Genomic DNA, 24,923 nt, shown 5'->3' with positions numbered 1-24,923 from the left:
CCATGGCCAAAAAGAAAGACGATTTTGAATCGCAGCTCGCGAAGCTGCAAAAAATAGTGCAGGACCTTGAAAACGGGGAACTGCCGCTGGAAAAGGGCGTCGCCCTGTTTAGGGAAGGCGTGGAACTGGCCAAATCGTGCCGCAAGCGGCTTGAAGAGGCCAAAAACGAAGTCAGTCTGCTCACCGAAGAGGGACTGAAGGATTTTCATCCGGAAGAAGGCGATGACGCAGCAAAAGAAAGTTGACGCACAGAAGACCTTGGCCAACTACGCCAAGGCCGTGGACGAATATCTGAACAAGTGCCTGAAGGACCGTGGAATCGACGAGCGCCTTCTGGAATCCATGGAATACAGCCTGATGGCCGACGGCAAGCGCCTGCGCCCGGCCCTGTGCCTTGCGTGGGGCGCGCATTTTGGTCTGGACTTTGATGCCAGCATGCCCTTTGCCAGCGCCATTGAGCTTATCCACACCTATTCCCTCATCCACGACGACCTGCCCGCCATGGACGACGACGACCTGCGCCGGGGCAAGCCCTCGAATCACAAGCAGTTTGACGAAGCCACGGCTATCCTCGCGGGCGACGCACTGCTGACCGAGGCCTTCAATATGATGCTGAACACGCAGGGCGTTCCCGCCGAGCGCGTGCTTCAGGCCGCGGCTGTGGTGTCCTACGGCGCTGGACCCAACGGTATGGTTGGCGGCCAGATGCTGGATATGTCCCTCACCGGCAAGATTGACGTGGCCCTTGAGGAGCTGCAGCGCATGCACTCGCTCAAGACCGGCGCGCTTATCACCGCGGCGTGCCTCTCCGGCGCCATCCTTGGCGGCGCGGACGAGGAAGGGCTGGGCAAGGCCATTGAATACGGCAAGAACCTCGGCATGGCCTTCCAGATTACGGATGACCTGCTGGACGTTCTGGGCACCGAGGAAGAGATTGGCAAGCCCGTGGGCAGCGACGAAGGACAGGGCAAGAATACCTACCCCCGCCTCGTCGGTGTGACCGAAAGCAAGGGCCTCGCCATTCAGGCCGCGGCAAGCGCCTGCTTGCCCATCAAGAACGAGCCCGGTGTTCAGGCCGATTTCATGCGTTCGCTCGCGGAGTACATCGTCCTTCGCGCTAGCTGATCGCCTTGCCCGGGAAGCCCGGGCTTTCTGCAACTGTAATGGATAAGGATTCGGCATGGACGCCACTCAGCTCAGCGACAATTCCATCCTTTCCCGCATAGAGAAGCCGACGGACGTACAGCGTCTGTCCTCGCGGGAACTGCACCTGCTGGCGGACGAAATCCGGCAGGAAATCATAGAAACGGTGTCCACAACGGGCGGGCACCTTGCTCCGTCCCTTGGCGTGGTGGAGTTGACCCTTGCCATGCTGCGCACCTTCAATCCCCGTGACGACAAGTTCATCTGGGATGTGGGGCATCAGGCCTATGTGTACAAGATGCTTACCGGGCGGCGCGACAGGTTCAATACTCTGCGCACCTATGGCGGCATCAGCGGCTTTCCCAAGATGACGGAGAGCGAGTACGACCACTTTGGCGTGGGGCACTCGTCCACGTCCATCTCCGCCGCCCTCGGCATGGCCTGCGCGCGCGACCTCAAGGGCAAGGACAACCGCGTTGTCGCCGTTATTGGCGATGGCTCCATGACCGCCGGGCTGGCCTACGAGGGCCTCAATCAGGCGGGCGGCATCCACAGCGACATGATCGTCGTCCTCAACGACAACGAAATGTCCATCTCCAAGAATGTTGGTGCGCTGTCGTCCTTTTTGTCGCGCAACCTCACCAAGAGCTGGGTGGTGCGCTTTAAGAAGGACGTGGAGAACATCCTCAAGTCCGTGCCGAAGATTGGCGAGGACCTCGCCACCTACGCCCGTAAGTCCGAAGAGGCGTTCAAGCATTTCTTTACGCCGGGCATGCTGTTTGAGGCGTTCCGCTTCAACTACCTCGGCCCCTTTGACGGCCACAACATCGACGGCATGACGCGCGTGTTTGAGCAGGTGAAAAAGCTCAAGGGCCCGCTGCTTGTCCATGTGATGACCACCAAGGGCAAAGGCTATGAGCCTGCGGAAAACAACCCCACCTACTTCCACGGTGTGGGCTGTTTTGAGCCGGAAACCGGCCTTGCCAAGAAGTTTGGCGCGTGCTCGCTGCCGTCCTACACCAGCGTGTTTGGCGACACCCTGTGCCACTGTGCACAGGAGGACGAGCGCGTGCTTGCCATTACCGCCGCCATGCCCGAGGGCACGGGGCTGGACCGCTTCCGCGAGCGCTTCCCCGAACGCTTTGTGGATGTGGGCATCTGTGAACAGCACGCCGTGACCTTTGCCGCAGGGCTGGCCGCCGAGGGCTTTAAGCCCGTGGTGGCGATTTACTCCACCTTTATGCAGCGCTCCTATGATCAGATTGTGCACGACGTGTGCTTGCAGAATCTGCCCGTGGTGCTGTGTCTGGACCGTGGCGGACTGGTTGGCGAAGATGGCCCCACCCACCACGGCGCATTCGACCTCAGCTACCTGCGCCATGTGCCGAACCTTGTGTTCATGGCCCCCTCGGACGAGGCTGAACTCCAGCGCATGTTGGTAACCGCCATCCAGCACGACGGCCCGGTGGCCCTGCGCTACCCGCGCGGCGTTGGCATTGGCGCGCCCACGGTGGAGGACCCCGAGCCGCTGCCCATTGCCGAAGGCAAGCTCATGCGCGATGGCGAGGACGCCGTTGTGGTTGCCATTGGCAGCCGCGTGAACCCGTCCATCATCGCCGCCGAGGAAATCGAGAGCGCCACGGGCCGCAAGATTGCGGTGTTCAATGGCCGCTTCATCCGCCCCATGGCCGAGGACCAGCTTGTGGACCTCGCCCGTCGCTTCAAGCATATGCTGATTGTTGAGGAGAACGTCCTCAAGGGCGGCTTTGGCTCCGGCGTGCTGGAAGTGCTGGCCGACCACGACGCCCTTGGCTCCGTGCGCGTGCAGCGCATTGGCCTGCCTGATGGCTTTGTGGAACACGGCACGCAGAAACAGCTTCGCGCCAAGTGTGGCATCGACAAGGACGGCATCCGCCGCACATTGGAGGAGATGCTGGGCCTGTAATCCGCTGCGCCGCGGCGAGCTGGCCGCGATGCGGCAGTCGGCCGCGTCTTGCCGGTGCTTGCCTTGACGCCGTCATCTCGCGCCGTGTTGAGGTCACTTTCGTGGCGTGTGGCGCGGCATGGTTGCTCTGCGTCTTTCCCTCTTCAGCGTTGAGGCTGAATTCTTCCGCCCCGTGGCCCAGCGCCGCGGGGCGTTTTTTTGCCGTGGCGTTTTGGGGGCGTCTTTGACACCTCGTTGCCGCGCTGTCATAAGTGGACAGTGAGACTTGAACCGACAGGGCACCACGCAGTCACTGACCGACAAGGAGGCCACCGATGAGTTCACTCTTGTACATTAAGGCGTCGCCGCGCGGCGAGCGCTCCCATTCCCTCGCCGTGGCGGAAGCGTTTGTAGAAGCCTACCGCGACGCGCATCCCGGCGTGAGCATCACGGAAAAGAATCTGTTCACCGACGACATGCCGCCCTTTGACGGGCCGACCATTCAGGCCAAGTACAACGTCCTGCATGGACGCGACCATACCTTGGCGGAGAAGGCCGCGTGGGACGCGGTTGTGCGCATCATTGACGAATTCCGCGGGCATGACCGGTATCTTTTTGCCGTGCCCATGTGGAACTTTGCCATTCCCTACCCGCTGAAGCATTACATCGACTTGCTGGTGCAGCCCGGCCTGACCTTTGGCATGACCGAGGAGGGCGGGTACTACGGCATGTTGGAGGGCAAGAAGGCGGCCATCATGTATGCGCGGGGCGGGCAGTATGCCCCCGGCACGCAGGCCGAGGCCTTTAACCACCAGTCGCCGTATCTGGAAATGATTCTGGGATTTATGGGCATAACCGATGTCCATCCCGTGGCCGTGGAGGGTACCCTCTTTGGGCCGGACGTGCGCGACCCGGCCAGAAAGGCCGCCATGGAGCAGGCCCGCACCCTCGCTGCGACACTGTAAAGCGCGGCAACGGGAACAGACCACAGCGCGGAGCACGCGGGCGCGGAAAGCAGGCACCATTCTACGCGCGAGAAGAACGATCAAAAAAAGCCCTCCGGCTTATGCCGGAGGGCTTTGTCATGAGCGTGCTGGGTGCGGTTAGGCGTCCGAGTCGCCGGGCGCTTTGGGCGCGTTGGTGTCGGCGCTTTGGGCAGTGCTGTCCGCAGCCGGGGCGAGGCCTGCGTCCGTGGCCGCCTTGGCGGCTTTACGTGCGGCGCGGCGTTCGGCCATCTTTTGCATTTTTTCCTCTTCCTCGGCGCGCAGGGCGCGGCGGAGGACCTTGCCGACCATGGTCTTGGGCAGTTCGTCGCGGAACTCCACCTTGCGCGGGAGTTTGTACTTGGCCAGCTTCTGGCGACACCAGGAGATGACTTCACTCTTGGTCATCTTTTCATCGTCGCGCAGGACGACATAGACCTTGATGATTTCACCGCGCGAGGGGTGGGGGATGCCCACGGCCACGGCGTCTTTGATTTTGGGGTGCTCGTAGAGGACTTCGTCAATCTCGCGGGGGTAGACGTTGTAGCCGCTGGTGATGATGAGGTCCTTTTTGCGGTCCACAATGAAGAAGTAGCCGTCGTCGTCCATGGTGGCGATGTCGCCGGTGTACAGCCAGCCGTTACGCACGGCGTTGGCGGTTTCGTCCGGGCGGTTCCAGTAGCCCTTCATCACCTGCGGTCCGCGCAGGACCAGCTCGCCCTTTTTGCCGGGAGCAAGGGAGAGTTCGCCCACTTCCATGTCCACGATGCGGGCGTCCGTGGACGGGAAGGGCAGACCGATGGAGCCATATTTCTTCACGCCGGACAGCGGGTTCAGGTGCGTGACGGGTGAGGCTTCGGTCAGGCCGTAGCCCTCGATGATTTCCGCCTGCGTGATTTCCTTGAACTGCTCCAGCGTTTCCACCGGGATGGGCGCGGAGCCGGACACACAGTAGCGGATGGATGTGAAATGGCTGGGCTGCACGTTCTTTTGCAGCAGCAGGGCGGAGTAGATGGCCGGCGCGCCCGGAAAGATGGTCACCTTGCGCTTGCACAGCGTCTCCAGCAGGTCCTGCGGGTCGAACCGGGGCACGGGGACCATGGTTGCGCCAAGGGCCGTGGGCAGGTTCAGACAGGTGGTCAGCCCGTAGATGTGGAAGAACGGCATCACGGCCACGAAGGTTTCGTGCGTTTCGCCCACGGCGTGCAGGATGGTGCGGCACTGCTGGACGTTGGCGGTCATGTTTTGGTGGGTGATCATGACGCCCTTGGAGATGCCGGTGGTGCCGCCGGTGTACTGGAGCAGGGCGAGGTCTTCGCGCGGGTCGGACGGGGGGCGGCTGATGCGGTCCTTGCCCTTGGTCAGCGGCTTCCACTCCAGCACGGTTTTGCCGTCATACGGCACATCGCGGAAGAGCTTCTTTTTCTTGGCGCTTATGCCATAGAGCATGTTCAGCGGAAAGGCCAAACAGTCCGGAATGCGCACCACGATAAATTTTTTCACCGGCAGTTTGTCGCGGACGGCTTCGATTTTGGGCCACAGGTGGTCCAGAACGATCATGGTGTCACAGTCGGCGTCATTGAGCTGGTGGATAAGCTCCGTCTCCATGTACAGCGGGTTCGTCATTACGACGATGGCCCCCGCCTTAAGGGCGGCCCAGTAGGAGATAATGGTCTGGGGCAGGTTCGGCAGCATCATGGAGATGCGTTCGCCGGGCTGGATGCCAAGGGCGCGCAGATTGGCGGCCATGATTTCCGTCATCTGGTGGAGCTTCTTATAGGTGATGCTCCAGTTCTTGAAGACGATGGCCTTGCGGTTGGGATAATGCTTGGCGGCCCTGTCGAGGTAGCCGAAAATGGGCATTCCCTCGGGGTCTATGGTATGGCTCACTTCTTTGTCGTAGCTCTTCAGCCAAGGGCGGGGGATATCTTTCATGGGCTGTTGTCCTCATGCTCGTGGAGTAGTGTCCCGGACAGGTCCGCCGTGCACGGCGTTGCCTGGGCATAAGCTGGGATACATAATATGTATTTGGCGTGAAGGGAAGCGCCTTATATTTGCTGGCGCAATGGTTGGCACATACATGCCGTGCGGGGCGCAGTAGAACCCCGGCTGCGGCAGGGCGCGGGCGCCGCAACGAAAAAGCGCCCCGTACCACAGGTGGTACGGGGCGCTATGCGTGTCTGCATGGGGCGTCTACAGCGGCGTTTTGGATTTGAGCAGCGGCTTGGAGATGCCAAGGGTGCCCAGTTTCCGCATCAGGTCGCGGGTATCGTCCGCGGTGCCCTGAAAGCTGATAATGACGCGGTGCCATGTGGAGCCTTTGGCCTGTGCGCGTTCAAGACGGGAGGACAGCCCAAGGCTGGCCAGCTTATCCTGAAACTTGCGCGCCGCGGCGATGTCCTTGAGCGAAGCCACCTGATACGCGTAGCGGTACATGGGCTCGCTGGGGGCCACGGGCTTGGCCGTTTTGGCTGGCGCGGGGGCGCTGACCTGCGGCTCCGGCTGCGGCGTGACTTTGGGCTTCGGCGCGGGAGCTGGAGCGGGCTTTTTGGCCTGCTGCTGCGTGGTCGCGCTCTTGCCCGTGCTCGCGTCTGCGCCGGGTTTCTTGGACAGTTCGGAGTAGAAGTTGAGGTCCTCGGCCCGGAGCACATCGTCATTCTGCGCCGGGGCCTGTTGGGCCTTGGGCATAATCTGCTCCAGTTCCGGCACGGCGGATTCGGGCTTATAGCCGCGGCCCACCAGCACGCCGAGGATGAATATCCATGACAGGGCCACCAGCGTCAAAACGGTCAGTGAAACCAGTCCTGCCAGTGAGAACGACACCGTGTAGCGTTTGGGCTCCTTTTTGTCGGCGTCCTTCTTCTTGGATTCGTTTTTGGTATCCTTTCCGTTCAGCTTCAGGCTCAGGCCCATAATGCGTCTCCTGTTCGGTCAGTTGCGGGAACGGGTGCCGGGCTACATGCTTTCCGGCGCGCTGACGCCCAGAAGGCCAAGGCCGTTGCGCACCACCTGTGCCACGGCCATGAGCAGACGCAGGCGCGCGCTGATGACTTCGGGCGTGTCCGCGCCAAGGATAGTGTTGGCGTGGTAGTAGCGGTGCAGAGCGCCAGCCAGTTCCTGCAGGTAGGTGCTGATGAAGTGCGGGCTCAGGTTGCGCGCGCCGGATTCCACAGCGCCGGGGTACTGGGCCAGCAGCTTGAGCAGACGCAGGTCCTCGGCGGTGTCCAAGTGCGCCAGCAGGTCGGCGGACAGTTCGGCCGGGGTGATGTCGCGTTCGGCGGCCTTGCGCATGACGGAGCAGATGCGGGCGTGGGCGTACTGCACGTAGTACACCGGATTGTCCATGGTCTTCTGCTTCACCAGTTCAAGGTCAAAGTCCAGATGGCTGTCGGACTTGCGGGACAGGAACATGAAGCGGGCGGCGTCCGCGCCGGTTTCCTTCACCACGTCGGCAAGGGTTTCAAACTCGCCAGCGCGGGTGGACATAGCCACCTGTTCGCCGTCGCGCAGCAGGTTCACCAGCTGCACGAGGATAACGCCGAGGCTGTCGCGGCTGCGGCCAAGGGCCTCCACGGCGGCCTTCATGCGCGGCACGTAGCCGTGGTGGTCCGCGCCCCAGATGTCCACGCACAGGTCAAAGCCACGGTCAAACTTGTTGTCGTGGTAGGCGATGTCGGATGCGAAGTAGGTCAGGGAGCCGTCGGATTTGCGCAGCACGCGGTCCTTGTCGTCGCCGAATTCGGTGGACTTGAACCAGAACGCGCCGTCCTGTTCGTAGGCAAGGCCCTTGTCGGCAAGGCGCTTGAAGGTCTTGTCCACGGCGCCGGTTTCCACAAGGCTCTTTTCGGAGAACCACACCTGATGCTCCACGTTGAACGCGGCAAGGTCTTCCTTGATGCCGTCAAGGATGGTGTTCATGGCGTATTCGCGGCAGATGTCGAGGATTTCGTCCTCGGGCTTGTCCTTGATGGCCTCGCCGTGCTGGTCCAGCACGTGCTGGGCTATATCAATGATATAGTCGCCCTTGTAGAAGTCCTCGGGGTCCGGGACGTCAATGCCGATAAGGCGCTGCAGGCGAACCCACACGGAGTTGCCAAGGATGCGCATCTGGCGGCCGGCGTCGTTGAGGTAGTACTCGGTGTGGGCGTCGTAGCCTGCGGCGCGCAGGATGCGGGTGAGGCAGTCGCCCACGGCGGCGCCGCGGCCATGGCCGATATGCAGGGGACCGGTGGGGTTGGCGGAAACGTACTCCACCTGCACCTTGGTGCCCTTGCCCATTTCGGACATGCCAAAGCTGTCCGCAGCGGCGGCGATGTCGGTCACGGTCTGCTGCCAGAAGGCGGGGCTGAAGAAAATGTTCAGGAAGCCGGGGCCGGCGATTTCCACCTTGGCGATGTCCGGGGTGGCGCCGTCGATGGCGGCGGCGATGTCGGCGGCAACCTCGCGGGGGGGCTTGCCCGCCTGCTTGGTCAGCATCATGGCGATGTTGGTGGCCATGTCGCCAAATTTTTCATCCTTGGGCGGTTCGATGGTCGTCTTCTCGGGCCAGGTGTAGCCGTTGTCGGCGACGAACTTTTCAAGCAGGCTTTTCAGGTAATTCTGTGCGCGCATCGTATGTTCTCGTGTTCTGCGCACCGTGCGGCGCGCTGGTGTTGTATACGGTCAAGCCGCTGGCTGCCGGGGCGGCCAGCGGCGGGGGGACTACAGGCCGGGAGACGCGGCAAGGACGGCGGCGGAGCTGTCGAGGCTCTTGGCGGTCCATTCGTCGCTGACGCCCTTGAGGTTCTGGCCCAGCATTTTGCACAGCACGCCCTTGGGTCCGGGCTCGTACCAGGTGCGCACTCCGGCGTCGTACTGGTTGGTGCTGATTTCGATCCAGCGGACGGAGGAGGTCATCTGGCGGACCATGATGTCGCGGATGGCCTCGGGGTTGTCCTCGGTGGATGCAGTAACATTAAAATAGACGGGCGTTTCCGGTGCGCGCCAGTCCGCGGCCAAAAGCTGGGACTTCAGCTCCTCGGCGGCCTCGGCAATAAGCGGGCTGTGGAATGCGCCGGAAACGGGCAGCGGGATGGCGCGGCCCTTGGCGGCCTTGACCATATCCGCCGCAGCGGCGAGGGCGTCCTTTTTGCCGCTGATGACGAACTGGGCGGGGGTGTTGTAGTTGGCAACGCCAAGCTCAAGGCCGGTAGCCTCGCGCGCGGCGGCGACAATCTCTTCCACCTTGTCCTGCTGCAGTTTGAGGATGGCGTGCATGCCTTCGTCTTCGCCGCCGGCCTCGGCCATAAGGCGGCCACGCAGGGCGGTCAGCTCCAGCGTTTTTTGCACGCTGAGCACCTTGGCGGCGGCCAGTGCGGCGTATTCACCAAGGCTGTGCCCGGCGAAGCAGTCGGCCTTCAGGCGCTTGGATGCATACATCCACAGCGACAGGCAGCAGACCGTCATGGCGGGCTGCAGAACCCGGGTGTCGGCCATGTCGGTGTCGTCGCCGCCCCAAAAGATTTCCCGCAGGGGGTGCTGGGAGACGGCTTCGGCCTGTTGCCACAGGTACATGTATTCGCTGTCGCTCTCGGCAAGGTCGCGGCCCATGTCCCGCATTTGGGAACCCTGACCGGGGAAGATAACCGCGGAAAGCGGATTGATTGCGTTCATGGCGTGTCCTCCACTATGGTGTGTCGCACGGCGGCGTAGCCCCCAGCGGCGGGGCTGTCAAGTCTGGCCGCATGGCGCTTGCTTTTCCCGCTGGGGTGTGCCATTGCCTGCCCCCTGCGGAAACCTCTTCTTGTTTAAAGGATTGTCATGGGAAAGCCCACCCCGGAAAACGTCGCCGCCCTTGCCGCAAAGCTCGGGCGGAATTTGGAGCCGGAACAGGCCCGGCTTTTGGCCCTGTACATCGAGTCGCTGCTGAAGTGGAACAGGGTGATGAACCTTGTGGCCCACAGCGACTGGAAGCGCGTGCTTGGCGACCTTGTCGCCGACAGCTGGCATCTTGCCGACTTTTTGGACACGTTGTCCATTGCCGATTCGCCGTCTACGCTGGACCTTGGGGCCGGCGCGGGGCTGCCGGGCATTCCCCTGCGCGTCTTCTGGACGCCGGGAACCTACCGCATGGTGGAAATCCGTGAAAAGCGCGTGGCGTTTATGCGCTACGCCCTCTCCCGCATGAAGCTCCAGAATACGCAGGCCCTTGGCTGCCGCGTGGAGGATATTCCGGAAGAGGCGTTTCCCGCCGATCTTATTCTCAGCCGCGCCTTTCGGCCGTGGCCGGACGTCTTGGCCTTTGCGCTGCCGCGTCTGGCTGATGGCGGCGTGTGCGTCATCCTTGCCAACGAAGCACCGCCCACGGACATGGCTCCCGCCGCGTCGTGGCGGCTGGTTGGCTCCGCCAAATACCACACCGGCGGCAAAGACCGCTACTTCTGGGGCTTCACCCCGGCCAGCGCCTCTAAGTAGCCATCCTTAAAGATGAGCTTAGTGGCCTGTTCGTTGGCTTCGTCCGCGACGTCCATGAGCTTTTCGAGGAATTCGAGGATGGCGTAGCGCTGGTCCTCGTCGGCGTTTTCAAAGTCAAAGGCGAGGTCGCCCGAGGTCAGGTAGGCTTCGAGCTTTTCCAAATAGTTCATATCCAGAATGGCCATGGCATTCTCCTTGTCACGTATGTGAAAGGTGGATGCCACAATCCGCCGCCGGGGTAAAGCCTTCACCCGGTGGCGGTGGTGTCGTGAGGGAGCGCGCAAGGCGCTTTTTGCGTGGCCGTGTGGACGGAGCGCGTGGCCCTACACGTGGTGGTAGGGCAGCCCCTTTTGGATGCTGGCCGCGCGGTAGAGCTGTTCCAGCAGCAGCACGCGGGCTAGTTCGTGCGGGAAGGTCATGGGCGAGAGGCTGAGGGTGAAGCGGCATTTGTCCAGCACATCCTGCGACAGACCAAACGCGCCGCCGATGATGAAGCAGGGCGCAGTGGCCGGGTCCTCGGACCATTTGGTTAAGGACTTGGCAAGGGCCGGTGAGGTCATGGTTGCCCCGTGCTCGTCAAGGGCAACGGGAAAGTCCTGCGGGTCCAGCTTTTCAAGAATCTTTTTGCCTTCCCACTCCTTTTTTGCCTCGGTCTCCAGATGGCCGGGGGCGTCCTTTACGATGACTTCGGTCACCGGGTAGTGGCGTTTGATGGCTTTATGATAATGGGCGGCGGCGTCCTGCCAGTGGCCCTTTTTGAGCTTGCCCACCCAGAGGAATTTCAGCTTTTTCATTTCTTCCCTTTTTGTTGGGGGTTGGCCGCGTCCGGTTGTCAAAGGACGGGGCTTGGTTTACTTGTCAGAGATACACCCATTGTTCAAGTTCGCCGTCAGCGCCATGCGCGATGGCTGATTCGATGAAATACACGAGTGACCACCCTGAGGTTTACCTGATGCCGAGACATCGCGCACCGGACGTTTGTTCCCGCCGCACGAATGCACCATGGCTTGTTGTGGTATTTTGCGTTGTTGCCGTTTTTGTTCTGTCCACGGGGGGCGTGCGCCACGCCCATGCCGCCGGGGGACTGGAACTGGGCAACCTTATTCTTGATAATCTTGCCGGAAATATCACCGTGCGCTTTGGCGTGCGGGTGGACCAGTTGGAGGAACTGGAGCAGGTTCTTGCCGAAGGGTCCACCGTTGGGCTGGTGTGCGAGGGCGGCGTGTCGCGCCGCAAGAGCATGTGGCCCGATAAAACGTTGGCCGAAGAGGAGTGGGTTTCCACCCTGCGGCGCGACGTGCTGGCGCAGGACTATGTGCTGGACCTGCCCGGCGCGGAAAAGGCGCTGCGCTCCAAGGACCTTGCCGCACTGCTCAAGGACGGATGGGGGCGGCTGTCTATGGTCATTGGGCCATGGGCCGCGCTGTCTCCGGGCGGGGAGTACAGCTTGGACCTTTCCATCACCCTCACGCGGCGCGACGTACCCGTCTGGCTGCGGTACGTGGTGTTTTTCAAGTCATGGGACGTCTATCAGCCCGTCAGCTACCAACTTGATTTCCGCTACTAGGCAGTTCCATGAACGAACAGCTTGAAACCTCGTCCATTAAGGTCGGCACCGGCACCACCAAGGAACGCAAGCGCCGCCAGCGCGAATTGCTCATGGCCTGCGGGGCGCTCCTCGTTGTGCTGATGCTGACGTGGGTGGAGCTGAAATACTTTGGGGAAGTGAATTCCTTCATCTTCCTCGGTCTGTTCAACCTGAACGTTATCCTCCTGTTTACCGTCGTCTTTGTGGTGCTCAGGAACGTCATCAAGCTGGCCCTTGAGCGCCGCCGCAACGTGTTGGGGTCCAAGCTCCGCACCCGGCTTGTCATCTCCTTTGTGGCGCTGTCCATTATTCCCACCTTTCTTATGTTTGCCCTTGGCGCAAAGTTCGTCCAGACCTCCGTGGATTTTTGGTTCAAGACGCAGGTTGAGGACTCGCTGGAACAGGCGCTGGAAGTGGGGCAGGCTTTTTATGCCTCCTCGCAGGAGCGTCTGGAACGGCGCTCCACCTATATTCTGGAGCAAATCCTCCAGCGGCGCTTTGCGTGGGGTGGCAAGAGCATGGACGCCCTGTTGCGCGAAAAGCGCAAGGAGTACGACCTGTCGCTCATCGGCGTCATCACTCCGGACCAGAAGGAGCAGAACTGGCATACCGGGCCGGAGTGGAAAGGCGTGTGGGAAGAGGTGCGCGACAACGTCAACTGGGAGAGCCTGCGCGAGCGTCCGGAATTTTGGTCCACCATCCGCGCAGGGTCCGGGGCGGATATGGTCCTTGGCATTCTGCCCGTTGACGACGGCAAAACCGGCTACCTCGTCCTTGGCGAGAGCATCGGCCATGGCTTGCTGTACAAGTTGGACAAGATTGTTAACGGCATCAGCGAGTACAAACAGATCCGCACCATGAAGCACCAGTGGAAGCTGGCGCTGTATGTGCTCCTTGCCGTGGTGACCATGCTTATCGTCATGGGGGCCATCTGGTTCGGGATGCGCCTTGCCAAGGAGCTGTCAGCGCCGGTGCAGGCGCTGGCCCATGGCACTCAGCGCATTGCGCGCGGGGACCTGAGCGTGCGCCTTGAGGATACTTCCAGCGACGAACTGGGCTTTCTGGTGCAGAGCTTCAACGAAATGGCCAAGGACCTGCAGCTCTCGCGCTCCGAACTCACGGAAGCCAACGAGCGTCTGAACCAGCAGAATCAGGAGCTGGAGCAGCGTGGCCGCTACATTGAGGCCGTGCTGGACAATATTACCGCAGGTGTGATTTCGCTGGACCCCAAGGGCCGCGTCAGCACCGTGAACAAGGCGGCCGAGACCATGCTTGGTCTGGACGGCGGCGCCATTGCGGGCAGCCGCCCCCTTGATTTGTTGCAGGGGCACTACGCGGACCTGATCACCGAGGTATTTGAGCAGTTGGTGACCAGCCCCGGCTCGCAGTGGCAGCGCCAGATAGACCTCACCCTCGGGACCCGGGACCTCAAGCTCCTGGTCAACGTGGTGACGCTGGAGGACTCCGAAGGCAACGACTCCGGCATCGTGGCGGTGTTTGAGGACATCACGGAGCTGGAAAAGATGCAGCGTGTGGCCGCATGGCGCGAGGTGGCGCGGCGCATCGCTCATGAAATCAAGAACCCCCTCACGCCCATCAAGCTCTCCGCCCAGCGCATGGAACGCAAGTTCGCCGAGCAGGTGGAGGACCCGGTGTTCACCCAGAGCACCCAGCTTATCGTCAATCAGGTGGAGCACCTGCAGCAGATGGTGCAGGAGTTCTCCTCCTTTGCCAAGCTGCCGGAGGTGGACCTCAAGTGGGGCTACCTTGCCCCGCTCATTGAGGAAGTTGTGGCCATGTTCCGCAACAGCCATAGCTCCGTGCACTGGAACCTGCACTTTGAGGGGCAGATTCCGCGTATTAAGCTGGACAGCGAAGGCATGCGCCGCGTGCTCATCAATGTGCTGACCAATGCGGCGGACGCCTTGCACGGCGAAACGGACCCCACGGTGGACATCGTGGTCACCTGTGACAAAATGCTTGGGTGGGTGCGTATGGAAATCCGCGACAACGGTGCAGGCCTGACGCAGGAGGAGCGCTCGCGGCTCTTTGAGCCTTACTTCTCCCGCAAGAAGGGTGGCACCGGCCTTGGGCTGACCATCGTCAAATCCATCGTCAGCGACCATCACGGCTATGTCCGCGCCGTGCCCCACGAGCCAAAGGGCACCATCATCGTTGTGGAACTGCCCGTCTAGTCCACGTTGTCCCGCTGGCCGCCGCTCCCGCGCCGCCGGGGAGGTGGCGGTAGTTAGCGCGGCACCTTCCCATCACCCCAAATCGGCCGCAGACGGCTGGCGAGGAGGAGAGGCATGCGAGTCATCATCATTGGCGGAACAGGGTTCATCGGCAGGCGGCTGTGCGTGACCCTGAAGGAGAAGGGGCACGATGTCGTTGTGACGTCGCGGTCCCCCGAGCGGGCGGAACGCCTGTTCTCCGGCCATGTGACCGCCGCCGGATGGGACGGCGCAGACCCGGACGCCCTCGCCCGCGTGCTGGATGCCGGGCACGGGCCGCAGGCTGTGGTGAATCTGGCCGGGGACAATATTGCATCAAGCCGCTGGACGCAGCAGAAAAAGGCGCGGATTCTGGACAGCCGCGTGCGTGTGGGAGGCGCTCTTGCCGCCGCCGTTGCCAAGGCGGACGCGCAGGTGCAGGCCGTGGTGCAAGGCTCTGCCGTTGGCTACTACGGGGCACAGGCCTCGGCGGACGATAAGGAGCTGGCCGAAGACCTTCCCGCCGGGCCGGGATTTTTGGCCGAGGTCTGTACGCAGTGGGAGACCGCCGTCGCTGGCGTGGCCGAGTATGGCGTGCGGGTGGCCTATGCGCGCACCGGTATTGTCCTTGGCATGAACGGCGGCGTGCTGGAGCGTTTTTTGCCGCCGTTCAAGATGTACGTCGGCGGGCCGCTTGGTGGCGGGGGGCAGTGGTTCCCGTGGGTGCATGTGCAGGACGAGGTGGGCGCGCTGGCCTTTTTGGTGGATTGCGAGGACGCGCAGGGCGCGTTTAACCTGTCGGCGCCGGGTGTGGTGCGCATGCGCGACTTCTGCAAGGAGCTTGGGCGCGCGCTGGATAGGCCCTCGTGGCTGAATGTGCCCCGTTTTGCCCTGCGTCTTGCCATGGGCGAGATGGCCGACGAAATGATTCTTTCCTCCATCCGCGCCGTGCCGCGCCGGTTGGTGGAAAAAGGTTTTGTTTTCCGCTATCCTTTCCTGCAGGATGCACTGGAAGATATTATCAATGATTAGGGGCGGATGTATGGGCAGCATGCCCTGGCCCATCCTTTAGCACGGCGGTGAACATGACGCGGAAGAGAATACTGGTGGTCGAGGACGAATCCATCGTTTCTCTTGATATTTCGCACCGGCTGCGGTCCCTTGGCTATGAGGTCGTGGGGCAGGCGCGCACTGGCGGCGACGCCGTCGCCATGGCCGGAACGCATGAGCCGGACCTCGTGCTGATGGACATTCAGCTTGAGGGGAACATGGACGGCATTCAGGCCGCCGAGGCCATCCGCCGCCGGTTCGACATCCCCATCGTCTTCCTCACCGCCTATGCGGACTCCGAAACCGTCCAGCGTGTGAAGGTCACCGAGCCGTTCGGCTACATCATCAAGCCCTTTGAGGACCGCGAGGTCCACACCGCCATAGAGATGGCCTGCTACAAGCACGCGGCGGAGCGCCGGGTGCGCGAGAACCGCCAATGGCTTCAGGCTACGCTGGATAGCGTGGGCGAGGGCGTTATCTCCACGGACGACCTTGGCCGCGTCAACTACATGAACCGCGTGGCCGTGGCGCTGACCGGCTGGTCGCAGGATCAGGCCACGGGCAGGCCGCTGGGTGACGTGCTGCGGCTTGAGGATGAAGAGTTCGGCCGCGGCTTTGACCCCGTGGCCCGCGTCCTTGGCGGGCGCAAGACCATCCGCACCGACGCCGTGGTGCTTGTTGGCGGGCCGTCGGAGCGCGTCCCCGTCGATTTGCATGTTACAGCCGTACGCGACGACAACAGCGAAATCCTTGGCCTTGTGGCGGCATTCCGCAATATTGCCGAGCGCCGCCGGACCATGGTTGCGCTGAAAAAGAGCGTCAAGGACCTGCGGCAGGCGTTGGACGCCACCGTTGGCGCGTTGATCGTCACGTCCGAAAAGCGCGACCCGTATACCGCAGGGCACCAGCTACGTGTGTCCAAGCTGGCGGTGGCCATTGCCACGAGCATGGGGTTGGAGGAAGACATGGTGCGCGGCATCGAGGTCGCGGCCCAGTTGCACGACCTTGGCAAAATTTACGTTCCGGCGGAGATTCTGTCCAAGCCCGCCTCGCTGTCGTCCATTGAGTTTAATATGATGCAGACCCACCCCGAGGCCGGGTACGAAATTTTGCGTATGGTGCCCTTCCCGTGGCCGGTGGCGGACATTGTGCTCCAGCACCACGAGCGCCTTAACGGGTCCGGCTACCCCAAGGGGTTGGTGGGCGACGATATTTTACAGCAGGCGCGCATCCTTGCCGTGGCCGATGTGGTGGAGGCCATGTCCTCGCACCGGCCCTACCGGGCGGCCCTTGGGCTGGACCGGGCCCTTGAGGAAGTCCGCTCCGGGCGCGGCAACCGGTACGACACCGCCGTGGTGGACGTGTGTCTGGAACTTTTTGAAGCGGGGTTCGACTTTGACGGCGGCGAAAGCTCCGCCGCGGCCCCGGTGGAACAATAAGGAGCACTGCAGGTGAACAACCTGATTCTTGTCGTGGATGACGAGGAAGGCATTCGCTTTTCCCTGCGCGGCATTCTGGAGGACGAAGGCTACGAGGTCATGGAGGCCGAAAGTGGCGAAGTGGCCCTCTCCACGCTGGAGGCGCAGTCCCCCTCGCTCATCCTGCTGGACATTTGGCTGTCCGGCATTGACGGGCTGTCCGTCCTTGAAACCGTGCGCGAAAAGTGGCCGGACATCCCGGTCATCATGATTTCCGGCCATGGCAGCATTGAGACAGCCGTGACCGCCATCAAAAAGGGCGCGTTTGACTTCATCGAAAAGCCCCTGTCGCTGGAAAAGGTCATCGTCTGCGTGAACAAGGCCTTGGAGTTCAACTCCATCCGGCAGGAGAACCGCGCCCTCAAGGAGCGCATTGAGTCCGACCACACCCACCGCCTTACCGGCGAGTCCGCGCCCATTGTCGCCCTGCGGCGGCAGATTGAGCAGGTAGCCCCCACTGACGCGTGGGTGCTCATCACCGGCGAGAACGGCACTGGCAAGGAAATTGTGGCCCGCTCCATCCACCAGCAAAGCCGCCGGGCAGAGCGTCCCCTTGTGGCCGTCAACTGCGCCGCCATCCCTGAGGAGCTTATCGAAAGCGAACTCTTCGGGCACGAGAAGGGCGCGTTTACCGGTGCGGAGTCCGCGCAGGCGGGCAAGTTTGAGCTGGCGCACACGGGCACGCTGTTCCTTGATGAAATCGGCGACATGAGCCTGAAAACGCAGGCTAAGATTCTGCGCATCTTGCAGGAGCAAAAGTTCGAGCGCGTGGGCGGGCGCAAGACCATTATGGTGGATGTGCGCGTTATCGCCGCCACCAACAAGGACCTGCAGGAGGAAATCAAGGCCGGCAACTTCCGCGAGGACCTGTACTACCGCTTGCGCGTCTTCCCCCTGGAGGTGCCGCCGCTTCGCAGCCGCGGCAGGGACGTTGTCCTGCTCATTGAAGAGTTCATCGCCCGGCTGACCAAGATGCATGGGTTCCGCGCCATGTCCTTTACGCAGGAGGCGCTGGACTGCATTCAGCGCTACCCGTGGCCCGGCAACGTGCGCGAGCTGAAAAATTTTGTGGAGCGGATGCTCATCGTGCACGGTGGCTCCGAGGTTGGCCCGGAAGACCTGCCCGCCGAATATTTGCAAGCCGCCTCAAGCGCCACGCAGAATGCCGATTCCGCCGTTTCGCCGGGGATTATGGACTTTAAGGAAGCTCGCGCCGATTTTGAGGCACGCTTTCTGCGCCAAAAGCTGCGCGAGTGCGACGGCAACATCACCCGCCTTGCCGAATCCATCGGCATGGAGCGGTCCTACTTATACCGCAAGCTCAAGTCCTTCGGCATCCAGTCCGATTGATGCGCCTGTGCGCCCCGTGAATGACAACGCCCGGTGGGAAAACCCACCGGGCGTTTTTTTGCCCCTCGGGGCCGGATTTTTCTTCGACGCGGCCGCCGCAAAAAAAGCGCGCCCCTCGGGTGAGGGGCGCGCCGTGAGTGGGCGAAGCGGGTGGGCTATTTTTCAATCCAAATCATGCTTGCCATGCGGCCGCAGGTGTTGTTGCGGCGGTAGGAGAAAAACATCTCCGGCAGGCTGTAGGTGCACAGGTCCAGACCAAAGATGTGGCCGGGGCGGATGCCAGCGGACAGCAGTTGGTCGCGCGTGAGGCGCCACAGGTCCACGGAGGCGGTGTCCGGGTCAAAGTAGTCCTTGAAGGCCTTGCCGAATTCATCGTGGAAGTTCTGGAACTGGCTCCAGCCCGGACCAAGGCTTGGGCCGCGTACGGCGTAGACCTCTTCCGGCGGCAGGTCGTATTCGCGGCAGAATGCCTTCACGCCCGAGGTGGGGAAGTGCAGGGCGTTGCCGCGCCAGCCCACGTGCAGGGCGGCGACGTATTTGCCGCTGGCGTGGGCCAGCAGGATGGGCTGGCAGTCCGCCGTTTTGATAATCAGGGCGCGGCCGGGGGCGGTGGTGGCGATGCCGTCGGCCTCAATGCTGCCCTCCACCTCAATGTCCGTCGGTTCCGGCTCAAAGATCATTTGTGGGCCGTGCACCTGCCGCACTTCCTGCCAGGTCTCAAAGCCTAGCTGGCGCTGGAGCGCCTTGCGGCTTTCGATAACGTGGTCCGGGTTGTCGCCAACCTCCAGCGAAATGTTTGCGTTGTCGAACGGTCCCTTGTCATCGCCGCCCATACGGGTGCCGAAGTAGCAGTTGACCTTGTCCAGACCGGGGAACTGAAAGGGAATATAGCTCATGTCCATAGAATGCCGTCCTCAGTGATTATGGCGTGCATGGGAATGTCCCATGAATCCGCAGGAAGCGAGTCCACAACCTGAAAGCTGTAGCCCAGCCCGAAGCGAAGCGAATTCTTGGCGCAGTCCCCTGCGAGATATCTATCATAAAACCCCGCACCAAAGCCAAGCCTGTGCCCCTGCCGGTCAAAGCCGACACCGGGGATGAGGACGACATCCGGAGCGCATGCAAAAAGCCCCGGACAGACCTCTGGGGCCGGTTCGGGGATGCCGTACTTGCCGGGTGTCAACTCGTCCGTGCAGGTGACGCAGGCCACGTCCATCACGCCCGGTTCATCCGGGCGACAGCGCGGGAGGAGCGTGCGTACTCCTCGTGACCACAATTCGTCAAGAAGTGGCGTTGTGTCCACCTCGTTTTTAATGGGAAGGTACAGGAGAATCTCGGTGGCGGAGCGCCACTGGGGCAAAGCCCGAAGAAACGCAAGAATGCGGGCGCTTTTGCCGGTGACCGCCGCTTTGGGCAGGTCGGCGCGCTGGCGCAGCAAGGATGCCCGTATGGCGGCCTTGTCGGGAGGGATGTTGTCCATGTCTCTGGCGGTTTATGATTGGACCGTTTTGTATTATCGTCGCCGAAGTCGCGCGCGGAAGGCCTGCGCTGCGCACGGAAACGGAGTGTACACATTCTTGCCCGATCTTGAAAGGGACCAGATATGACGAATTTGCAAAGATATTGGATAGGTTGTGGCGACCTGCACGGCTCCGCCGCACAAGTCGCCGTCATTCCCGGCATTGCCGGGGCGCAGGGCGTTATCGTCAGCGGGGATATTACCACCGCCGGCGGGTTGGACGTTGCGCGGCGCGTTATTGCGGACGTTGCGGCGGCCAACGGCAACATCCACGCCCAAATCGGCAACATGGACGACCACAGCGTCACGGATTGGCTGGAGGCCGAGGGCATGAACATGCACGTGCGCGCCCGTGAGCTTGCTCCCGGTGCGGGGCTTATCGGTGTTGGCTGCTCGTCGCCCACGCCCTTTGGGACGCCCTGCGAAGCGTCCGAAGAGCAAATCGCCGCGTGGCTTGAAGAAGCCTACGCCAGCGCCCGCGACTGGGACGCACTGCTTCTTGTCGCGCACGACCCGCCCTTTGAGACCGCGGCGGACAAGCTCCCCGGCGGTATGCATGTGGGCAGCCGCGCCGTGCGCGAGTTTATCGAACGCGTGCAGCCGGACGTGTGCCTGTGCGGCCATATCCATGAAGCCCGCGCCGTGGACCACCTTGGCGCAACCACCATCGTGAACCCCGGCATGCTCGACAACGGCGGCTACGCCGTCATCACGCTGGAGGATGGCCATTTTTCCGCCGAACTTCGCATCCTTGGGGAGGAGAGCGAAGGATGAAGCTGATTTCGTGGAACATTAATGGCTTTCGCGCCGTCGCGAAAAAGGGCTTTTGGCAGTGGCTGGACCAGTGCGACGCCGATGTGGTGGGCGTACAGGAAATCAAGGCCGAGCCGCATCAGTTGGCCGCCGACCAGCGCAACCCCGAGGGCTGGATGGCCTTCTGGAATCCTTCCAAGGTGAAGAAGGGCTACTCCGGCACGGCGTGCCTGTGCCGTCAGGCTCCGCTGGCGGTGTCCTATGGCCTTGCCGACGAGCGCTACCGGGGCGAGGGACGCTGTATCCTGCTTGAGTATGAACAGTTCTACATGTTCAATATTTACTTCCCCAACGGCGGCATGGGGGACGACAGGCTTCAGTACAAGCTGGGCTACTACGACGCGTTTTTGGAATACGCCGAGGAACTGCGCAAAAAGAAGCCCATCGTGGTCTTTGGCGACTTCAACACCGCGCACAAGCCCATCGACCTTGCCCGCCCCAAGGAAAACGAAAAGATCACCGGCTTTTTGCCCATTGAGCGCGAGTGGCTGGATAAGCTGGTTGCCTCGGGCTACATCGACACATTCCGCATGTTTGATGACGGGCCGGAAAACTACACATGGTGGACCTACCGCGGCGGAGCGCGTGACCGGAACGTAGGGTGGCGCATCGACTACGTGTTTGTGTCCGAAGAACTGCGCGATAACGTCAAACGCGCATGGATTGAGTCGGACGTTACCGGCTCCGACCACTGCCCCCTTGGCGTGGAGCTTGAGTTTTAGCTCCCGCGTCTCCTGCCCGCTCATGCAGAATCAACCGCCCATCCGGCCCGCCGGGTGGGCGTTTTTGTGTGGTGTGCTGGGGGGAGTTGGGGCTCATTGCGATGGATTGGTGTGGAGTTGTGCCGCATGTGTAAGGGGGCGCGATTCATGTGGGGCTGGTTGGTCGAGGAAACGGCTACTTGGGGCGTCACTCTGGAGCGTGCCCTGCGAGCTGTCTGGATGCTGTATGTGAAAAATCTTTTTGAATTGACAATGTTGCGTCAGTAATAAAGACTTCTAGTGCTCGTAGATTATGGACCTGCGTGCCGGGGCCGCTGTGGTGGGCGCTTGCTTTTGGGCGCGCGCTGGTCGGCGGGCCGCACGCCGCTTTCGAGACCTGAAGTCGGAGGTTGATATGGCGGTTGTGGATTCCACCATGCACGTTGAAAAGCCCGGCAGGGCGGCGGCGTACATGGACTGGCTGCAGATGTTGACCGGGGCGGGACTGGTGCTGTTTATGTGGTCCCACCTTGTGCTGGTGTCCAGCATCCTGCTTGGGCGGGGCGTGATGGACGCCTTGGCGTGGTTCTTCGAGTACACCTATATGGCGCAGGTGGGCGGGCCGCTTATCGCGCTGGTGATGTTGGTTCACTTCGTCCTTGCCGCGCGGAAGATTCCCTTCCGCATGCGCGAGCAAAAGGCCATCTGGAAGCATTCCCGCGCCATGCGGCACACGGATACGTGGCTGTGGCTGGTGCAGGTTGTTACCGCCATGGTGGTCCTCATCCTTGGCTCCATCCACCTCTGGGTGGTGCTCACCGATTTTCCCATCACATCCATAAAGAGCGCGGCGCGCGTGCAGGGCGGCTGGCTTATGGCCCTGTATTTGGTCCTGCTGCCTGCGGTGGAACTACACGTGGGCATCGGGTTCTACCGCATTGGCGTGAAGTGGGGCTTTATCCGCAGCGACAGGCGCGGCATCCTCAAAAAGCGTGAAAATATCGTGACGCTGTGCTTTATCGCCATCGGCTTCATTACGCTGCTTCGGTTCTACTTCATGGACCTTTTCTAAAGCTCGCAAGGGAACGCATCATGCAAACTTTCGTGACGGATGTGCTGTCCATCGGCGCAGGGCTGGCCGGGGAACGTGTTGCCATTGAGGCTGCTGGAGCGGGGTTCGACTCCATCTGCCTCAGCATCGTTCCGGCGCGGCGGTCGCATTCCTCGGCGGCGCAGGGCGGTATGCAGGCGGCGCTGGGCAACTGTGTCATGGGCGAGGGCGATAGCCCGGACGTGCACTTTTTGGATACTGTGAAGGGTTCGGACTGGGGGTGTGATCAGGAAGTGGCGCGTCTGTTTTGCGACAATGCGCCCATTGCCATGCGCCAGATGGCGCACTGGGGCGTGCCGTGGAACCGCGTGGTGGGCGGAAAAAGCTTTTACTACAAGGGTGGCGAACGCTTCGAGAAATTTGAGAAGCCCGAGAACGAGGGCCTTATCACCGCGCGCAACTTTGGCGGCACCGCCAAGTGGCGCACCTGCTATACCTCCGACGGCACGGGCCACACCGTGCTGTACACCATGGACAACCGCGCCGCCGAACTGGGCGTGACCGTGCATGACAAGGTGGAGGTGGTCTCGCTTATCCATGACGGGCACGAGTGTATGGGCGCCATTGCCCGGTGCCTGCGCACGGGCGAACTGCGCGCCTATCTGGCCAAGGCCACGCTGGTGGCGTCCGGCGGCTTTGGCCGCATCTACCGCGAGTCCACCAACGCCGTCATTAATGACGGCGGCGCGCATGCGGCGGTGCTGGATACAGGCGTGGTGCCCCTTGGCAACATGGAGGCCATTCAGTTCCACCCCACAGGCATTGTGCCGACCTATATCCTCGTCACCGAGGGCTGTCGCGGCGACGGCGGCACGCTCCTCGACGTGAACGAGGAGCGCTTTATGAACACCTACGAGCCGGACAAGGCCGAGCTTGCCTCGCGTGACGTGGTCTCGCGCTGGATGATGCACCATATCCGCGAGGGCAAGGGCGTAAAGAGCGCCTATGGCGAGCACTTGTGGCTGGACATCCGCCACCTTGGCGAGGAGCACATCCGCGTCAAACTGCGCGAGGTGGACGACATCTGCCAGAATTTCCTTGGCATTGACCCGGTGGAGAGCCTGATTCCCGTCAAGCCCGTGCAGCACTATTCCATGGGCGGCGTGCGCACGGACAAGGACGGCAAGGCCTACGGGCTGGAAGGGCTGTTTGCCGCGGGCGAGGCCGCATGCTGGGATATGCACGGATTCAACCGCCTTGGCGGCAACTCCCTTGCGGAGACCGTGGTGGCGGGCATGGTGGTTGGGGCCAAGGTGGTGGAGTACCTCAAGGGGCGCGAGGCCACCTGGACCACCGGCGCCATGCGCGACGCCGCAGCGCAGGTGGAGGACCGTATCTCGCGGCTCTCCTCCGGCGCGGACGGCGACGAAAACGTCTATGCCGTGCGCGACGCCATGCAGGACGCCCTGCAGGACGGCGTGCATATTTTCCGTACGGGCGAGGGGCTGGAAAACGCGGTGGAGCGCCTGCGCGAGGTGCAGCAGCGCGCGGCGCGCATTGGCCTGAAGTCCGGTGGGCATGGGCCGAATCCGGAGCTTGGGCTGGCGCTTAAGTTGCCGGGAATGGTTCGGCTGGCGCAGTGCATTGCCTATGGCGCGCTCCAGCGCACCGAAAGCCGGGGCAGCCACGCCCGCGAGGATTACCCCGCCCGCAACGACCGCGACTGGCTGAGCCGCACGCTGGCCACATGGCCGGACAGCGGGGCGGACGTGCCCACGCTGCGCTACGAAGCCGCAACGCAGGTGATGGAGATTCCGCCCGGCGACAGGGGCTATGGCGGTGGCAGCATCATTTCCATGGACAGCACAAAGGACTAGGCATGGCACGCACACTTACCTTTGATATCTTCCGGTATACGCCTCAGGACAAGGACAGCGCCCCGCATATGGAAACGTTCGTGCTGCCTGAAACGCCGTCCATGACGCTCTTTATCGCGCTGACGCGGATACGCGAGGAGCAGGACCCGTCGTTGCAGTTTGATTTTTGCTGCCGCGCGGGCATTTGCGGCGCGTGCGGCATGCTGATCAATGGCCGCCCGGACCTTGCCTGCAAGACCAAAACCGCAGACCTGCCGGAGCGCATCACATTGATGCCGCTTCCTATCTTCAAGCTTGTCGGCGACTTATCCGTTGACACAGGCCGCTGGTTCCGGGAAATGTATTCGCGCGTCGGTTCATGGGTGCACACGGACAAGGTGTTTGACCCGCTGGCCCAAGAGGAGCGGATGGACAACGCCCTTGCCAACGACATCTACGAGCTGGAGCGCTGCATTGAGTGCGGGTGCTGCATCGCAGGGTGCGGTACGGCGCGCATGCGGCAGGACTTTCTGGGCGCGGCGGGGCTGAACCGCGTGGCGCGGTTCATGCTTGACCCCCGCGACCAACGCACGGAGACGGAGTACTTCGAGGTCATCGGAGACGACGAGGGCATTTTCGGCTGTATGGGCCTGCTGGGCTGTGAGGATGTGTGCCCCAAGGGGTTGCCGCTCCAGAATCAGCTTGGCTTTTTGCGCCGCAAGATGGGCCTTGCCGCCATCAAACGCTTTTTACCCGGCAAAGGGTAAATGCCCGTCAGAAGGCGAGAGGAAGGAGAGACAC

General features: G+C 62.1%; 23 protein-coding genes. 15 read left to right on the top strand and 8 right to left on the bottom strand.

Annotated features, from left to right (window positions below; all coding sequences use genetic code 11):
- Positions 1 to 2: 2 nt before the first annotated feature.
- The 4 genes from xseB (at position 3) to ACI3L3_RS00160 (ending at position 4,032) form a co-directional block, all read left to right on the top strand.
- A complete protein-coding gene (gene xseB / locus ACI3L3_RS00175) occupies positions 3 to 245 on the top strand; it encodes an exodeoxyribonuclease VII small subunit (RefSeq protein WP_404843075.1) in 243 nt (80 codons plus the stop codon).
- Entirely contained in the window at positions 223 to 1,125 is a 903-nt protein-coding gene (locus ACI3L3_RS00170) for a polyprenyl synthetase family protein (RefSeq protein WP_404843074.1), read from the top strand. The genes xseB and ACI3L3_RS00170 overlap by 23 nt, the downstream gene beginning before the upstream one ends.
- Positions 1,126 to 1,180: 55 nt before the next feature.
- Positions 1,181 to 3,088: a 1-deoxy-D-xylulose-5-phosphate synthase gene (dxs, locus tag ACI3L3_RS00165; RefSeq protein WP_404843073.1), complete on the top strand. Its 1,908-nt coding sequence runs from the start codon at positions 1,181 to 1,183 to the stop codon at positions 3,086 to 3,088.
- A gap of 314 nt (positions 3,089 to 3,402) precedes the next feature.
- Entirely contained in the window at positions 3,403 to 4,032 is a 630-nt protein-coding gene (locus tag ACI3L3_RS00160) for an FMN-dependent NADH-azoreductase (protein WP_404843072.1), read from the top strand.
- Positions 4,033 to 4,170: 138 nt separating this feature from the next.
- Here the strand turns inward: ACI3L3_RS00160 and ACI3L3_RS00155 are convergent, their stop codons facing one another.
- The 4 genes from ACI3L3_RS00155 to ACI3L3_RS00140 form a co-directional block, all read right to left on the bottom strand.
- Positions 4,171 to 5,985, bottom strand: a complete 1,815-nt coding sequence (locus ACI3L3_RS00155) for a long-chain-fatty-acid--CoA ligase (RefSeq protein WP_404843071.1) — start codon at positions 5,983 to 5,985, stop codon at positions 4,171 to 4,173.
- A 258-nt stretch (positions 5,986 to 6,243) separates the two neighbouring features.
- Positions 6,244 to 6,963 carry an SPOR domain-containing protein gene (locus ACI3L3_RS00150; protein WP_404843070.1) on the bottom strand — a complete coding sequence of 240 codons (720 nt, stop codon included), beginning with the start codon at positions 6,961 to 6,963 and terminating at the stop codon, positions 6,244 to 6,246.
- Between the two features lie 42 nt (positions 6,964 to 7,005).
- Positions 7,006 to 8,661: an arginine--tRNA ligase gene (gene argS, locus ACI3L3_RS00145; RefSeq protein ID WP_404843069.1), complete on the bottom strand. Its 1,656-nt coding sequence runs from the start codon at positions 8,659 to 8,661 to the stop codon at positions 7,006 to 7,008.
- Positions 8,662 to 8,751: 90 nt separating this feature from the next.
- Positions 8,752 to 9,702: an ACP S-malonyltransferase gene (locus ACI3L3_RS00140; RefSeq protein ID WP_404843068.1), complete on the bottom strand. Its 951-nt coding sequence runs from the start codon at positions 9,700 to 9,702 to the stop codon at positions 8,752 to 8,754.
- A 147-nt stretch (positions 9,703 to 9,849) separates the two neighbouring features.
- On the opposite strand from ACI3L3_RS00140, the gene ACI3L3_RS00135 reads away from it, so the two are divergent.
- Positions 9,850 to 10,503: a 16S rRNA (guanine(527)-N(7))-methyltransferase RsmG gene (locus tag ACI3L3_RS00135; protein WP_404843067.1), complete on the top strand. Its 654-nt coding sequence runs from the start codon at positions 9,850 to 9,852 to the stop codon at positions 10,501 to 10,503.
- Here ACI3L3_RS00135 and ACI3L3_RS00130 read toward each other — a convergent pair.
- Together ACI3L3_RS00130 and ACI3L3_RS00125 are read right to left on the bottom strand one after the other, a co-directional pair.
- Positions 10,464 to 10,688 carry a hypothetical protein gene (locus ACI3L3_RS00130; protein WP_404843066.1) on the bottom strand — a complete coding sequence of 75 codons (225 nt, stop codon included), beginning with the start codon at positions 10,686 to 10,688 and terminating at the stop codon, positions 10,464 to 10,466. The genes ACI3L3_RS00135 and ACI3L3_RS00130 overlap by 40 nt on opposite strands.
- Before the next feature lie 138 nt (positions 10,689 to 10,826).
- Positions 10,827 to 11,297, bottom strand: a complete 471-nt coding sequence (locus ACI3L3_RS00125) for a 23S rRNA (pseudouridine(1915)-N(3))-methyltransferase RlmH (protein WP_404843065.1) — start codon at positions 11,295 to 11,297, stop codon at positions 10,827 to 10,829.
- A 263-nt stretch (positions 11,298 to 11,560) separates the two neighbouring features.
- Here ACI3L3_RS00125 and ACI3L3_RS00120 point away from each other — a divergent pair, with 263 nt between their 5' ends.
- The 5 genes from ACI3L3_RS00120 to ACI3L3_RS00100 all read left to right on the top strand — a co-directional run bounded on the left by ACI3L3_RS00120 (position 11,561) and on the right by ACI3L3_RS00100 (position 18,182).
- Positions 11,561 to 12,070: a DUF4390 domain-containing protein gene (locus tag ACI3L3_RS00120; protein WP_404843064.1), complete on the top strand. Its 510-nt coding sequence runs from the start codon at positions 11,561 to 11,563 to the stop codon at positions 12,068 to 12,070.
- Positions 12,071 to 12,078: 8 nt separating this feature from the next.
- On the top strand, positions 12,079 to 14,286 hold the full coding sequence (locus ACI3L3_RS00115) for an ATP-binding protein (RefSeq protein ID WP_404843063.1): 2,208 nt from the start codon (positions 12,079 to 12,081) through the stop codon (positions 14,284 to 14,286).
- 114 nt (positions 14,287 to 14,400) lie between these two features.
- Positions 14,401 to 15,336: a TIGR01777 family oxidoreductase gene (locus ACI3L3_RS00110; RefSeq protein ID WP_404843062.1), complete on the top strand. Its 936-nt coding sequence runs from the start codon at positions 14,401 to 14,403 to the stop codon at positions 15,334 to 15,336.
- A gap of 53 nt (positions 15,337 to 15,389) precedes the next feature.
- Positions 15,390 to 16,793, top strand: coding sequence for an HD domain-containing phosphohydrolase (locus tag ACI3L3_RS00105; protein WP_404843061.1), 1,404 nt, complete (start codon positions 15,390 to 15,392; stop codon positions 16,791 to 16,793).
- 12 nt (positions 16,794 to 16,805) lie between these two features.
- Positions 16,806 to 18,182: a sigma-54-dependent transcriptional regulator gene (locus ACI3L3_RS00100; protein ID WP_404843060.1), complete on the top strand. Its 1,377-nt coding sequence runs from the start codon at positions 16,806 to 16,808 to the stop codon at positions 18,180 to 18,182.
- A gap of 155 nt (positions 18,183 to 18,337) precedes the next feature.
- Here ACI3L3_RS00100 and ACI3L3_RS00095 read toward each other — a convergent pair whose 3' ends face one another.
- The gene (locus ACI3L3_RS00095; protein ID WP_404843059.1) at positions 18,338 to 19,084 is read right to left on the bottom strand and encodes a polyphenol oxidase family protein; all 747 of its coding nucleotides are present in this window, start codon (positions 19,082 to 19,084) and stop codon (positions 18,338 to 18,340) included.
- The gene (locus ACI3L3_RS00090) at positions 19,075 to 19,662 is read right to left on the bottom strand and encodes a 5-formyltetrahydrofolate cyclo-ligase (RefSeq protein WP_404843058.1); all 588 of its coding nucleotides are present in this window, start codon (positions 19,660 to 19,662) and stop codon (positions 19,075 to 19,077) included. The genes ACI3L3_RS00095 and ACI3L3_RS00090 overlap by 10 nt, the downstream gene beginning before the upstream one ends.
- Before the next feature lie 123 nt (positions 19,663 to 19,785).
- Between ACI3L3_RS00090 and ACI3L3_RS00085 the strand changes: the two genes are divergently transcribed.
- The 5 genes from ACI3L3_RS00085 (at position 19,786) to ACI3L3_RS00065 (ending at position 24,889) form a co-directional block, all read left to right on the top strand.
- The gene (locus ACI3L3_RS00085) at positions 19,786 to 20,475 is read left to right on the top strand and encodes a metallophosphoesterase family protein (protein ID WP_404843057.1); all 690 of its coding nucleotides are present in this window, start codon (positions 19,786 to 19,788) and stop codon (positions 20,473 to 20,475) included.
- A complete protein-coding gene (locus ACI3L3_RS00080; RefSeq protein ID WP_404843056.1) occupies positions 20,472 to 21,236 on the top strand; it encodes an exodeoxyribonuclease III in 765 nt (254 codons plus the stop codon). The genes ACI3L3_RS00085 and ACI3L3_RS00080 overlap by 4 nt, the downstream gene beginning before the upstream one ends.
- A gap of 394 nt (positions 21,237 to 21,630) precedes the next feature.
- A complete protein-coding gene (locus ACI3L3_RS00075) occupies positions 21,631 to 22,287 on the top strand; it encodes a succinate dehydrogenase/fumarate reductase cytochrome b subunit (protein WP_404843055.1) in 657 nt (218 codons plus the stop codon).
- A 20-nt stretch (positions 22,288 to 22,307) separates the two neighbouring features.
- The gene (locus tag ACI3L3_RS00070) at positions 22,308 to 24,143 is read left to right on the top strand and encodes a fumarate reductase flavoprotein subunit (RefSeq protein ID WP_404843054.1); all 1,836 of its coding nucleotides are present in this window, start codon (positions 22,308 to 22,310) and stop codon (positions 24,141 to 24,143) included.
- Positions 24,144 to 24,145: 2 nt separating this feature from the next.
- Positions 24,146 to 24,889, top strand: coding sequence for a fumarate reductase iron-sulfur subunit (locus ACI3L3_RS00065; RefSeq protein WP_404843053.1), 744 nt, complete (start codon positions 24,146 to 24,148; stop codon positions 24,887 to 24,889).
- Positions 24,890 to 24,923: the final 34 nt, after the last annotated feature.

It is taken from the genome of Desulfobaculum sp. SPO524, assembly GCF_044987625.1.
Taxonomy (GTDB): domain Bacteria; phylum Desulfobacterota; class Desulfovibrionia; order Desulfovibrionales; family Desulfovibrionaceae; genus Desulfobaculum.
This window is presented reverse-complemented; position numbering and strand designations above follow the sequence as displayed.